This is a genomic window from Pseudomonas sp. R38(2017) (genome assembly GCF_002112395.1).
In the GTDB taxonomy this organism is placed as follows: Bacteria; Pseudomonadota; Gammaproteobacteria; order Pseudomonadales; family Pseudomonadaceae; genus Aquipseudomonas.
Genome location: NZ_NEHN01000004.1, coordinates 607,880 through 620,929, shown reverse-complemented (window position 1 = coordinate 620,929; position 13,050 = coordinate 607,880). Strand labels below are relative to the sequence as shown.

At 59.6% G+C, this 13,050-nt stretch carries 10 protein-coding genes; all 10 read left to right on the top strand.

Annotation, left to right across the window (positions count from 1 at the left end; genetic code table 11):
• Positions 1–126: 126 nt before the first annotated feature.
• The 10 genes from CAF87_RS12765 (at position 127) to CAF87_RS12720 (ending at position 13,019) form a co-directional block, all read left to right on the top strand.
• The gene (locus CAF87_RS12765) at positions 127–2,928 is read left to right on the top strand and encodes an LPS-assembly protein LptD (RefSeq protein ID WP_085731709.1); all 2,802 of its coding nucleotides are present in this window, start codon (positions 127–129) and stop codon (positions 2,926–2,928) included.
• The gene (surA, locus tag CAF87_RS12760; RefSeq protein WP_139831717.1) at positions 2,909–4,225 is read left to right on the top strand and encodes a peptidylprolyl isomerase SurA; all 1,317 of its coding nucleotides are present in this window, start codon (positions 2,909–2,911) and stop codon (positions 4,223–4,225) included. The genes CAF87_RS12765 and surA overlap by 20 nt, the downstream gene beginning before the upstream one ends.
• Positions 4,222–5,211 carry a 4-hydroxythreonine-4-phosphate dehydrogenase PdxA gene (gene pdxA, locus CAF87_RS12755; RefSeq protein WP_085731708.1) on the top strand — a complete coding sequence of 330 codons (990 nt, stop codon included), beginning with the start codon at positions 4,222–4,224 and terminating at the stop codon, positions 5,209–5,211. Before surA ends, pdxA begins: the two co-directional genes overlap by 4 nt.
• Entirely contained in the window at positions 5,208–6,026 is an 819-nt protein-coding gene (rsmA, locus tag CAF87_RS12750) for a 16S rRNA (adenine(1518)-N(6)/adenine(1519)-N(6))-dimethyltransferase RsmA (protein ID WP_085731707.1), read from the top strand. The genes pdxA and rsmA overlap by 4 nt, the downstream gene beginning before the upstream one ends.
• A gap of 112 nt (positions 6,027–6,138) precedes the next feature.
• A complete protein-coding gene (gene apaG, locus CAF87_RS12745) occupies positions 6,139–6,519 on the top strand; it encodes a Co2+/Mg2+ efflux protein ApaG (RefSeq protein WP_085731706.1) in 381 nt (126 codons plus the stop codon).
• Complete coding sequence (locus tag CAF87_RS12740) at positions 6,519–7,400, top strand: symmetrical bis(5'-nucleosyl)-tetraphosphatase (protein ID WP_085731705.1); 882 nt, start codon at positions 6,519–6,521, stop codon at positions 7,398–7,400. Before apaG ends, CAF87_RS12740 begins: the two co-directional genes overlap by 1 nt.
• 33 nt (positions 7,401–7,433) lie before the next feature.
• Entirely contained in the window at positions 7,434–7,763 is a 330-nt protein-coding gene (gene glpE, locus CAF87_RS12735; protein ID WP_007959911.1) for a thiosulfate sulfurtransferase GlpE, read from the top strand.
• Positions 7,764–8,060: 297 nt separating this feature from the next.
• Positions 8,061–9,983: a PrkA family serine protein kinase gene (locus CAF87_RS12730; RefSeq protein ID WP_064599839.1), complete on the top strand. Its 1,923-nt coding sequence runs from the start codon at positions 8,061–8,063 to the stop codon at positions 9,981–9,983.
• A gap of 205 nt (positions 9,984–10,188) precedes the next feature.
• Positions 10,189–11,460 (top strand): YeaH/YhbH family protein, encoded by a 1,272-nt coding sequence (locus CAF87_RS12725; RefSeq protein ID WP_085709216.1) that lies wholly within the window; start codon positions 10,189–10,191, stop codon positions 11,458–11,460.
• The gene (locus tag CAF87_RS12720; protein ID WP_085731704.1) at positions 11,457–13,019 is read left to right on the top strand and encodes a SpoVR family protein; all 1,563 of its coding nucleotides are present in this window, start codon (positions 11,457–11,459) and stop codon (positions 13,017–13,019) included. The genes CAF87_RS12725 and CAF87_RS12720 overlap by 4 nt, the downstream gene beginning before the upstream one ends.
• Positions 13,020–13,050: the final 31 nt, after the last annotated feature.

The following is a 13,050-nucleotide window of genomic DNA, read 5'->3' as shown; positions in this document are numbered from 1 at the left end:
AGGGTCTCCGACGGCGCTAGCCGTCAAGCGGGTCATGCTTTATTATCCAGCATCTTTTTCAGACCATCGAGAGGCGTGCGGCCCACACCGCGGGCAGATGGCACGCAGGAAGCCCGGACTAATAAGATGGCATTGAAATCCCCCGCGTTTCGTAAAAAATTTCCGTTGTTGGTAACCGGCAGTCTGCTGGCTATGCAACCTCTGGCCAGTTCATTCGTTGTCGCCGCCGAGCAGTATGACTGCGCGGTCTCGGCTACGGGCGGCTGGGCCTGTTCGCCGAAGACGCCGGCGGCGGCATTGCCTCCGCGTCCGGTGCATGACGGCAGCGCTGTCAGCGCCACCGGCGAAGCCCCGGCCGAGAACGGCAGCGTTTCGGACTCCGGTCCCAAACCCGTGCTGGTCACCGAGTCCAAGGGCCGCGGCCTGAAATCCCGTAGCGAAGACTACAGTCACCTCGACTGGGTTCCGCGCGAGAAGCTCACCGCCGCCCAACTGGCCGAGACAGGTCCTTACTGTTCTGGTTCCTATATCGAACCAATTCGTCCTGGCATGAATGACAAGACGAATAAAAGTGACGCCCCGACCTTCATCGGCGCGAAAGCCTCGCGCTATAACACCGAAGATCAGGTCGGCACGCTGGCCGGTGACGTGGTTCTGCGTCAGGGCAGCATGCAGGTCGAGTCCCAGGAAGCGAGCCTCTATCAGGCCGAGAGCCGTGCCGAACTCAAGGGTGACGTGCGCATCCGCGACAATGGCGCGCTGATCGTCGGCGACCACGCTGATGTGCAGCTCGACACCGGTGAAGCGAAAGTCGACAACGCCGAATACGTGATGCACAAGTCGCGCATCCGCGGTAATGCGCTGTACGCCAAGCGCGCCGAAAACGCGATCATCCGCTTGAAGGACGGCACGTACACCACGTGCGAACCGAACAGCAACGCCTGGCAGCTCAAGGGCAACAACATCACCCTGAACCCTGCCACCGGCTTCGGTACCGCGACCAACGTGACACTGCGGGTCAAGGACATTCCGATCCTGTACACCCCGTACATCTACTTCCCGATCGACGATCGTCGCCAGTCGGGTTTCCTGCCGCCGACCATCGGTACCGGCAGCGACACCGGCTTCATGCTGGTCACCCCGTACTACTTCAACCTGGCACCGAACTACGATGCCACGTTGTATCCGCGCTACATGAGCAAGCGCGGCCTGTTGATGGAAGGCGAATTCCGCTACCTGACCAAGTCCAGCGAAGGTCAGTTCGGCGCCGCGTACCTCAACGACGAAGACACCGATCGCAGCAAGCAGAGCGATTACGAAAAAAATCGCTACATGTACAACTGGCAGCACAAGGGTGGTCTCGACTCCCGCGTGTTCACCCAGGTTGACTACACCAAGATCAGCGATCCGTACTACTTCCAGGATCTGACTACCGATCAGATCGGCGTGAAGAGCGCCGACTATGTCAACCAGCAGGGTTCGGTGACCTACCGTGGCGACAGCTACACGGCACGCTTGAACGCCCAGGCTTATCAACTGGCGACCGTTTCGAACATCACGCCGTACGACCGTCTGCCGCAGATCACCTTCAATGGTCAGCTGCCGTATCACCCGGAAGGTCTGAACTTCGATTACGAAACCGAGATCGTGCGGTTTGATCGTGATCTGAAAAGCGGCACATTTGTTCAGGAAGACGGGATCACTACCGAACCTCGCCTGGACAACAACATTCAGGGCCTGGCCCGTGCCAACGGCGACCGTCTAAACCTGAAGCCTGGCGTCAGCCTGCCAATGAACTGGACTTATGGTTTCCTCAAGCCATCGCTCAAGTACCAGTACACCCAGTACCAGCTGGACTTGGACGGCACCGGCAAATCGCAGATCGCCGCGCAGACTGCCGAGCAGAACAAGCTCAACGGCACCTTCGACAGCAATCAGAGTCGCGGCGTACCGATCGCCAGCGTCGACAGCGGCCTGTACTTCGACCGCAACACTTCCTACTTTGGCAAGAACTACCGCCAGACCCTGGAACCACGCCTGTTCTACCTCTATGTGCCGAAGGTGGACCAGGAGGACATTCCGGTATTCGATACCAGTGAATACACTTTCAACTACGCCTCGCTGTTCCGCGACAACCGCTTCTCCGGCTCCGACCGCGTCGGCGACGAGAACAAGCTGTCGCTGGGTGTGACCAGCCGCTGGATCGAAGACGACGGTTTCGAGCGTCAACGCATCAGCATCGGTCAGGCTTACTACTTCAAGGATCGTGAAGTACAACTGCCGGGCATCGCGTTCAAGGATCGCAAAGACGCCCAGTCCGACGTATCGCCCTATGCGCTGGAATACGAATACCGCTGGAACCGCGACTGGCGTACCACTGCCGATTACAACTGGGACCCGGACAGTCACAGCCCACGCTCCGGCAGCGCGATGTTCCACTACCAGCCTGAAGACAACCCGAACAAGGTGGTCAACGTCGGTTATCGCTATCGCAACGACCAGGTTCGCTACGACCAGAACACCGGCAAATGGTCGGTGGGCGGTGGTGACTATGGCACCCCAGGCCAGCCTGGCTACGTGAAGGACTACTACAAGATCCAGCAGCATGACTTCTCGGTCATCTGGCCGATCGTTCCGCAGTGGAGCGCCATCAGCCGCTGGCAGTATGACTACAACCGCAACCGTACTCTGGAAGCCTTCGGTGGTTTCGAATACGACAACTGCTGCTGGAAACTTCGCCTGATCAACCGTTACTGGGTTTCTTATGACGAGTTCAGTCAGGAAGCTCCGCAAAACGAAAAAGGCGACCACGGCGTCTTCCTCCAAATTGTTCTGAAGGGACTCGGCGGCCTCACCGGCGCCAAGACTGAGAGCTTCCTCGACAAAGGCATCCAAGGTTATCGTCAACGTGAAGACCAAGCTTTCTGATTGTCTGCGCCCGCTGATGCTGGGCGCGCTGTTCCTGGGTACTGCGGCCAACGCCGCAGTACAGTCCATCGACAAAGTAGTGGCCATCGTCGACAACGACGTGGTCATGCAGAGCCAGCTGGATCAGCGCGTCCACGAAGTTCAGCAAACCATCGCCAAACGTGGTGGTGGCTTGCCGCCTCCGGGCGTGCTGGATCAACAGGTGCTTGAGCGCCTGATCGTCGAAAACCTGCAACTGCAGATCGGCGAACGCTCCGGCATCCGCATCACCGATGAAGAACTGAACCAGGCTGTCGGCACCATTGCCCAGCGCAACAATATGACTGTCGACCAGTTCCGCGCGGCCCTGGCCCGCGACGGCCTGAGCTACGAAGGCGCCCGTGAGCAGATCCGCAAGGAAATGATCATCAGCCGTGTACGTCAGCGCCGTGTTGCAGAACGCATTCAGGTATCGGAGCAGGAAGTGAAGAACTTCCTCGCCTCCGACCTGGGCAAGATGCAATTGTCGGAAGAACTGCACCTGGCCAACATCCTGATTCCGACCCCGGAAAGCGCCAACTCTGAAGCGATTCAGAGCGCCGCACGCCAGGCGATGGAGGTTTACCAGCAACTCAAGCAAGGCGCTGACTTCGGTCAACTGGCCGTTGCCAAATCCGGCAGCGACAACGCTCTGGAAGGCGGCGACATGGGCTGGCGTAAAGCTGCTCAACTGCCACCGCCGTTCGATCGTGAACTGAGCGCCATGTCGCCAGGCGACATCACTCAACCGGCACGCACTCCAGGTGGTTTCATCATCCTGAAGCTGCTGGAAAAACGCGGCGGCGAAAGCCAGATGCGTGACGAAGTGCATGTGCGCCACATCCTGGTCAAGCCAAGTCCGGTCCGCGACGAAGCCAAGACCAAAGAGCTTGCCCAGTCGCTGTATAACCGCATCGAAGCTGGCGAAGATTTCGCCGAACTGGCGAAGAAATATTCGGAAGACCCGGGTTCCGCCCTCAACGGCGGCGACCTGAACTGGATCGACCCGAACGCACTGGTACCGGAATTCCGCGCCGTGATGGCCAAGTCCCCACAGGGTCAGCTGTCCAAGCCGTTCCAGACCCAGTACGGCTGGCACGTTCTGGAAGTCCTTGGCCGTCGCGCCACCGACAGCACCGAACAGGCCCGCGAGCAGCAAGCCATGACCGTACTGCGTAACCGCAAATACGACGAAGAGCTGCAAACCTGGCTGCGTCAGATCCGCGACGAAGCGTACGTTGAGATCAAACTCCCTGGTGCAGACCAGGCAGCGCAGTGAAACCCAAGCGTTTCGCGCTGACACCCGGCGAACCAGCCGGCATCGGTCCCGACCTGTGCCTGCTGCTCGCCTCGCAAGCCCAGCCACATCCCCTGATTGCCATCACCAGCCGCGACCTGCTCCAAGAGCGGGCCGCGCAGCTGGGGCTGGCCGTTAGTCTGCTGCCCGTTTCGCCCGGTCACTGGCCGGACGCTCCAGCGCCGGCCAACAGCCTTTATGTCTGGGACACCCCGCTCAGCGCCCCCGTGGTCGCCGGGCAGCTGGACAAGGCCAACGCTGCCTTCGTCCTTGAAACCCTGACCCGCGCCGGCAATGGCTGCCTGAACGACGACTTCGCCGGGATGATCACCGCCCCGGTGCACAAGGGCGTGATCAACGAATCCGGCATCGCCTTTTCCGGCCACACCGAATTCCTCGCCGACCTGACCCACACCGCCCAAGTGGTGATGATGCTCGCTACCCGCGGTTTGCGCGTGGCGCTGGTCACCACTCACCTGCCCCTGCGCGACATCGCCGATGCGATCACGCCGGATCGGCTGGAACGGGTCACGCGGATTCTGCACACCGACCTGCAAGACAAATTCGGCATCGCCCAACCACGCATCCTGGTTTGCGGGCTCAACCCGCACGCCGGCGAAGGCGGACACTTGGGCCATGAAGAAATCGACATTATCGAACCTACCCTGGAGCGCCTGCGCGGCGAGGGCATGGACCTTCGTGGCCCGCTGCCTGCCGACACTCTGTTTACCCCAAAATATCTGGAGCACTGCGACGCGGTGCTGGCGATGTACCACGACCAGGGCCTGCCCGTGCTCAAGTACAAAGGCTTCGGCGCAGCGGTCAACGTGACCCTGGGCCTGCCGATCATCCGCACCTCCGTCGACCATGGCACCGCCCTGGATCTGGCCGGCAGCGGCAAGATCGACACCGGCAGCCTGCAGGTCGCCCTGGAAACAGCCTACCAGATGGCCGAGACCCGTTTATGACCGAGCAATACCAACACAAGGCGCGCAAACGCTTTGGCCAGAACTTCCTGCACGATGCCGGCGTCATCGACCGCATCCTGCGCTCCATCAGCGCCAAACCTGACGACCGGATGCTGGAAATCGGCCCGGGTCAGGGCGCACTGACCGCCGGCATCCTCAATTCCGGCGCACAGCTGGACGTGGTGGAACTGGACAAGGACCTGATCCCGATCCTCAACCAGCAGTTCGCGGGCAAGAGCAACTTCAACCTGCATCAGGGCGATGCGCTGAAGTTCGACTTCAACACACTGAATGCTGCGCCGAACAGCCTGCGGGTGGTCGGCAACCTGCCGTACAACATCTCCACGCCGCTGATTTTCCACCTGCTGAACAACGCCGGCATCATTCGCGACATGCACTTCATGCTGCAGAAGGAAGTCGTGGAGCGTCTGGCCGCCGGCCCGGGCGGCGGTGACTGGGGCCGTCTGTCGATCATGGTTCAGTACCATTGCCGGGTCGAACATCTGTTCAACGTCGGCCCGGGTGCCTTCAATCCACCGCCGAAAGTCGACTCGGCCATCGTGCGTCTTGTGCCGCACGCGGTACTGCCGCACCCGGCCAAGGATCATCGCCTGCTGGAGCGCGTGGTACGCGAAGCGTTCAACCAACGCCGCAAGACCCTGCGCAACACCCTAAAGCAATTGCTGAGCAACGCTGAAATCGAAGCCGCCGGCGTCGATGGCAGTCTGCGTCCCGAGCAACTCGATCTGGCGGCATTCGTGCGTCTGGCCGACAAGCTCGCCGAACAGCCCGCGAAAACACCTGCGGCCGACTGACAGGCAATCATCGCGTTCGGGCAGGACGCCCCTCTGGTCTCCTGCCCGATACTTGCCTAGACTCAACTCATCGGCTCCCCCCGCGTTCCGCTTAGTTCTTAAGGCCTTTTGCATGTCCGATCCTCGTTATCAGGTCGATGTCAGTGTCGTTACTCACTATCTGGCAGACCAATCGCAACCCGAGCACGACCGCTTCGCCTTCGCCTACACCATCACTGTGCAGAACAATGGCGAGCAACCGGCCCGACTGATGTCCCGGCATTGGGTGATCACTGATGGCGACGGACATGTCGAAGAAGTGCGCGGCGCCGGCGTGGTCGGCCAGCAGCCCTTGATCGACGCGGGGCGAAGCCACACCTACAGCAGCGGCACGGTCATGACCACCAAGGTCGGCACCATGCAGGGCAGCTATGAAATGGTCGCCAGTGACGGCAAGCATTTCGATGCGATCATCAAACCCTTCCGCCTCGCCGTTCCCGGAGCCCTGCACTGATGGCGACGTATGCCGTCGGCGACCTTCAGGGCTGCCTCGAACCGCTCAAGTGCCTGCTCAGGCAAGTGGCGTTCGATCCGGCCGTGGATCGGTTGTGGCTGGTGGGCGATCTGGTCAACCGTGGTCCGCAATCGCTGGAAACCCTGCGCTTTCTGTACGGCATGCGTGATTCGCTGGTGTGTGTATTGGGCAATCACGATCTGCATTTGCTGGCAGCGGCAAACAACATCGAACGCTTGAAAAAGTCTGACACCCTGCGCGAGATCCTTGAGGCCCCGGATGCCGCCGACCTGCTTGAATGGCTGCGCCAGCAGAAGCTGATGCACTACGACGAGCACCGCGACGTGGCCATGGTCCACGCTGGTATTCCGCCGCAATGGTCACTGCGCAAGGCATTGAAATATGCAGCGGAAGTCGAGGCAGCGCTGCGCGACGACAACCTGTTGCGGCCTTATCTTGACGGCATGTATGGCAATGAGCCGACAAAATGGGATAGCGATTTGACGGGCGTGACTCGTCTTCGGGTCATCACCAACTACTTCACGCGCATGCGCTTCTGCACCGCCGAAGGCAAGCTCGACCTCAAGAGCAAGGAAGGTCTGAACACGGCACCACCGGGCTACAAGCCGTGGTTCCAGCACAAGGAACGCAAGACCCGCGGCCTACGGATCATTTTCGGCCACTGGGCGGCACTTGAAGGCGATGTCCACGAGCCCGGCATTTCGGCCCTCGACACCGGATGCGTGTGGGGTGGCAGCCTGACCCTGATGAACGTCGACAGCTTTGAACGACTGTCGTGCAAATGCGACGAACACGGCGGCGTCCTGCCTCCCGTCGCACCACCGATCACCGAATCCTCGCCAGTCAGCGCCCCGCGTTAGACTGCGTTTTCAGCCGAGCCACAGGAACCCGCCATGAGCGAATTCAAACGAATCCCCCCGGAACAGGCCCAGGCCCTGCGCGAGCAAGGTGCCGTGGTCGTCGACGTCCGTGACCCAGCCACATTCGCGGCGCTGCACATCAGCGGCTCGAAGCATCTGGACAATCATTCCCTGCACGCCTTCATCCAGGGCGCCGACCTCGACGCTCCGACCGTTGTGGTCTGCTACCACGGCAATTCGAGCCAGGGTGCCGCGGCGTATCTCGTCAGCCAGGGCTTTTCCGACGTCTACAGCATGGACGGGGGCTTCGAGCTGTGGCGTACGACTTTTCCTTCGGAAACCGCGCAAGGCACCTCCGAATAATTTTTTTGTAACGTGCAAGCCCCGGCTCCCGTGGGCTCGCGCGGTGGCAGACGAACGGTCTGCCACAACTAATTACGTATCTCGCCTTTACCTCCCGAATTCCCAACTATCCTTAAGCCCAGGCCATCCAAAACAGGGGAGAGCCGGTACACCGGCGCACGGGTCATCGGGAGTGACTTTCGCGGTTGTCGATCGCGGAAGGGTTCTGGGGGGTAAACAACAGCTGCCACCGCGGCTGCTTGCCAGCATCGACTGAGTGATCCGGCGTCGGCTCCACGTATCGAGCGAGGTGACGTCATGAGTATCTTTAGCCACTTCCAACAACGCTTCGAGTCCACACGCCAGGAAGAATTCTCGCTGCAGGAATACCTGGAACTGTGCAAAAAGGATCGCAGCGCCTACGTTTCCGCCGCCGAGCGTCTGTTGATGGCTATCGGCGAACCGGAGCTGCTCGACACTTCGACCAATTCGAGGCTGTCGCGAATTTTTTCCAACAAGGTGATCCGCCGCTATCCGGCCTTTGAAGACTTCCACGGGATGGAAGAATGCATCGACCAGATCGTGTCGTATTTCCGCCATGCCGCTCAGGGCCTCGAGGAGAAGAAACAGATCCTCTACCTGCTCGGTCCCGTCGGTGGCGGTAAATCGTCCCTGGCCGAGAAGCTGAAACAGCTCATGGAAAAAGTGCCCTTCTATGCCATCAAGGGCTCACCGGTATTCGAATCCCCTCTGGGTCTGTTCAACGCCACCGAAGATGGCGCGATCCTCGAAGAGGACTTCGGAATTCCCCGCCGCTACCTGAACACCATCATGTCGCCATGGGCCACCAAGCGTCTGGCCGAATTCGGCGGCGACATCAGCCAGTTCCGCGTGGTCAAGCTGTACCCGTCGATCCTCAATCAGATCGCCGTGGCCAAGACCGAACCGGGGGACGAGAACAACCAGGACATCTCCGCGCTGGTGGGCAAGGTCGATATCCGCAAGCTGGAGGAATTCCCACAGAACGACGCCGATGCCTACAGCTATTCCGGTGCGCTGTGCCGGGCCAACCAGGGCCTGATGGAGTTCGTCGAGATGTTCAAGGCACCGATCAAGGTGCTGCACCCTTTGCTGACCGCCACTCAGGAAGGCAACTACAACAGTACCGAAGGCCTCGGCGCGATTCCGTTCACCGGGATCCTGCTGGCCCACTCCAACGAATCGGAGTGGCACACCTTCCGCAACAACAAGAACAACGAAGCCTTCATCGACCGGATCTACATCGTCAAGGTGCCCTACTGCCTGCGGGTCAGTGACGAGGTGAAGATCTACGACAAGCTGCTGTTCAACAGCTCCCTGTCCAAGGCGCATTGCGCGCCGGATACCCTGAAGATGCTGGCGCAGTTCACCGTACTGTCGCGCCTGAAAGAGCCGGAAAACTCCAATATCTACTCCAAGATGCGCGTGTATGACGGCGAAAACCTCAAGGACACCGATCCGAAGGCCAAGTCGATCCAGGAATACCGCGATGCAGCGGGCGTCGATGAGGGCATGAACGGTCTGTCGACCCGGTTTGCGTTCAAGATCCTGTCGAAGGTCTTCAACTTCGATCCGCATGAAATCGCTGCCAACCCGGTGCACCTGCTCTATGTGCTGGAACAGCAGATCGAACAGGAACAGTTCCAGGCCGAAACCCGCGAGCGCTATCTACGCTACCTGAAGGAATACCTGGCGCCACGTTATATCGAATTCATCGGCAAGGAGATCCAGACCGCCTACCTCGAGTCTTACAGCGAGTACGGCCAGAACATCTTCGACCGCTATGTGCTGTATGCAGACTTCTGGATTCAGGATCAGGAATACCGCGATCCGGAAACCGGCGAAATCCTCAACCGCGTCGCCCTCAACGAGGAACTGGAAAAAATCGAGAAACCGGCCGGCATCAGCAATCCGAAGGATTTCCGCAACGAAATCGTCAACTTCGTACTGCGCGCCCGGGCCAACAACAACGGCAAGAACCCGACCTGGCTCAGCTACGAAAAACTGCGGGTGGTCATCGAGAAGAAAATGTTCTCGAACACCGAGGATCTGCTGCCAGTCATCAGCTTCAATGCCAAGGCCAGCAAAGAGGATCAGCAGAAACACAACGACTTCGTTACACGAATGGTCGAACGCGGCTACACCGACAAACAGGTACGACTGCTCTCCGAGTGGTATCTGCGGGTCAGAAAATCACAGTAAACCGCGGCCGGTCAGACCGGTTGTCGTCAGCCCGAGGCTTGTGTGCACATTTTCTGCTACACAGGCCTCTGGAAGGTGTTCGAAAGGCGGTAGCGAGGTTCAGGCAGCACCCAAAGCGCTTGGGGGAGCGTGTGCGTCCCTTGGCATTCGGTTCAACGCTGTATGACCGCTCGCCCCTTTGCAGGACAGCTTCTAAGGAGCAGTCATGAGCTATGTGATCGACCGACGTCTCAATGGCAAGAACAAGAGCACGGTGAACCGTCAGCGCTTCCTGCGGCGTTACCGTGACCACATCAAGAAGGCTGTCGAAGAGGCGGTCAGCCGGCGCTCCATCACCGACATGGAGCACGGCGAGCAAATCAGTATCCCCGGTCGCGACATCGACGAACCGGTGCTTCACCACGGCCGCGGCGGCAAGCAGACCGTGGTGCACCCCGGCAACAAGGAATTCACCGCAGGCGAACACATCGCCCGTCCACCGGGAGGCGGTGGAGGCCGCGGTCCAGGCAAGGCCGGTAATTCCGGCGAAGGCATGGACGAATTCGTCTTCCAGATCACCCAGGAAGAATTCCTCGAATTCATGTTCGAGGACCTCGAACTGCCCAATCTGGTCAAACGCAACCTGACCGGTACCGATACCTTCAAGACTGTTCGCGCCGGGATCAGCAACGAGGGCAACCCGTCCCGGATCAATATCATCCGCACCCTGCGCTCGGCCCATGCCCGGCGGATCGCGCTGTCCGGCAGCAGCCGCGCCAAGCTGCGCGAGGCCAAGGAAGAGCTGGCACGCCTGAAACGCGAAGAACCGGATAATTTCGGCGATATTCAGAACCTGGAAGCGGAAATCGAGAAGCTCAGCGCGCGCATTCATCGCGTGCCCTTCCTCGACACATTCGACCTCAAGTACAACCTGCTGATCAAGCAACCCAACCCCAGCTCCAAAGCCGTGATGTTCTGCCTGATGGACGTTTCCGGCTCCATGACCCAGGCGACCAAGGACATCGCCAAGCGCTTTTTCATCCTGTTGTACCTGTTCCTGAAGCGGAACTACGACAAGATCGACGTCGTGTTCATCCGTCACCACACCAGCGCCCGGGAAGTGGACGAGGAAGAGTTTTTCTATTCCCGCGAGACCGGCGGCACCATTGTCTCCAGCGCCCTGAAACTGATGCAGGAGATCATGGCCGAGCGCTACCCGAGCAACGAATGGAACATCTACGCCGCCCAGGCCTCCGACGGGGACAACTGGAACGATGACTCGCCGATCTGCCGCGACATCCTGATCAACCAGATCATGCCGTTCGTGCAGTACTACACTTACGTTGAGATCACCCCGCGCGAACATCAGGCCCTGTGGTACGAGTACGAACGCATCGCCGAAGCCTTTTCCGACACTTTTGCCCAGCAGCAGCTGGTCTCGGCCGGAGATATCTATCCGGTCTTCCGTGAACTCTTCCAGCGCAGGTTAGTGACATGACCGCCAAAGAGCAGAAGCGCCAACCCATTTCCACCGGCTCCGAATGGACATTCGAGCTGATCCAGACCTACGACCGCGAAATTGCCCGTATTGCGGCCCGGTACGCCCTGGACACTTATCCCAACCAGATTGAAGTGATCACGGCCGAACAGATGATGGACGCCTACGCCTCGGTCGGCATGCCGCTGGGCTATCACCACTGGTCCTACGGCAAACACTTCCTCAGCACCGAGAAATCCTACAGTCGCGGGCAGATGGGGCTGGCCTACGAGATCGTGATCAACTCCGACCCGTGCATCGCGTATCTGATGGAAGAGAACACCATCTGCATGCAGGCACTGGTGGTGGCCCATGCCTGCTATGGCCACAACAGCTTCTTCAAGGGCAACTACCTGTTCCGCACCTGGACCGATGCCAGCTCGATCATCGACTACCTGGTGTTCGCCAAGCAGTACATCATGCAATGCGAGGAGCGCCATGGTATCGACGCGGTAGAGGACCTGCTCGACTCCTGCCATGCCTTGATGAACTACGGCGTCGACCGCTACAAACGTCCGTACCCGATTTCCGCCGAGGAAGAACGGCGCCGGCAGAAGGATCGCGAAGAGCATCTGCAGAAGCAGATCAACGACCTGTGGCGAACCATCCCCAAAGGCGCGGACAAATACAGCGACAAGGACAACGCGCGCTTCCCGGCTGAGCCACAGGAAAACATCCTGTACTTCATCGAGAAACACGCGCCATTGCTGGAGCCCTGGCAGCGGGAAATCGTGCGGATCGTGCGCAAGATCGCCCAGTATTTCTATCCACAACGCCAGACCCAGGTGATGAACGAGGGCTGGGCAACCTTCTGGCACTACACGTTGATGAACGACCTGTACGACGAGGGTCTGGTCACCGACGGTTTCATGATGGAGTTCCTGACGTCTCATACCAGCGTGGTGTTCCAGCCAGGTTTCGACAGCCCCTACTACAACGGCATCAACCCTTACGCACTGGGTTTTGCCATGTACCGCGACATCCGGCGCATGTGCGAAGAACCAACGGAAGAAGACCGTCGCTGGTTCCCGGAAATTGCCGGCACCGACTGGCTGTCGACCATCAAGTTCGCCATGAGCAGCTTCAAGGATGAGAGTTTCATCCTGCAGTACCTGTCACCCAAGGTGATCCGCGACCTGAAACTGTTCAGCATCCTCGATGACGACCAGAAGGACGATCTGTTGGTGCCTGCCATTCATGACGAGGGCGGCTATCGGATCATCCGCGAGACCCTGGCTGCGCAGTACAACCTCGGCAACCGTGAACCGAACGTGCAGATCTACAGCATCGACCGGCGTGGCGACCGCTCACTGACCCTGCGTCACCAACAGCACGACCGCAAACCGTTGGGCGACTCCACCGAAGAGGTACTCAAGCACCTGCACCGGTTATGGGGTTTCGACATTCATCTGGAAACCCTTCAGGGCGACCAGATCATGAAAACCCACCACGTACCGCCCCGCAGCGAACACGGCGAGGGGGATTACGGTCGGCTCGATCTGGCCGTCATTCATCTTTGATCCCGTTCTGACCTCCGAAAGTCCGGCGCAA

Excerpts from the sequence above, each read along its gene's own strand:
- CAF87_RS12765 (WP_085731709.1), top strand. The coding sequence starts at position 127 with ATGGCATTGAAATCCCCCGCGTTTCGTAAAAAATTTCCGTTGTTGGTA.
- rsmA (WP_085731707.1), top strand. The coding sequence starts at position 5,208 with ATGACCGAGCAATACCAACACAAGGCGCGCAAACGCTTTGGCCAGAAC.
- apaG (WP_085731706.1), top strand. The coding sequence starts at position 6,139 with ATGTCCGATCCTCGTTATCAGGTCGATGTCAGTGTCGTTACTCACTAT.
- CAF87_RS12740 (WP_085731705.1), top strand. The coding sequence starts at position 6,519 with ATGGCGACGTATGCCGTCGGCGACCTTCAGGGCTGCCTCGAACCGCTC.
- glpE (WP_007959911.1), top strand. The coding sequence starts at position 7,434 with ATGAGCGAATTCAAACGAATCCCCCCGGAACAGGCCCAGGCCCTGCGC.
- CAF87_RS12730 (WP_064599839.1), top strand. The coding sequence starts at position 8,061 with ATGAGTATCTTTAGCCACTTCCAACAACGCTTCGAGTCCACACGCCAG.
- CAF87_RS12725 (WP_085709216.1), top strand. The coding sequence starts at position 10,189 with ATGAGCTATGTGATCGACCGACGTCTCAATGGCAAGAACAAGAGCACG.
- CAF87_RS12720 (WP_085731704.1), top strand. The coding sequence starts at position 11,457 with ATGACCGCCAAAGAGCAGAAGCGCCAACCCATTTCCACCGGCTCCGAA.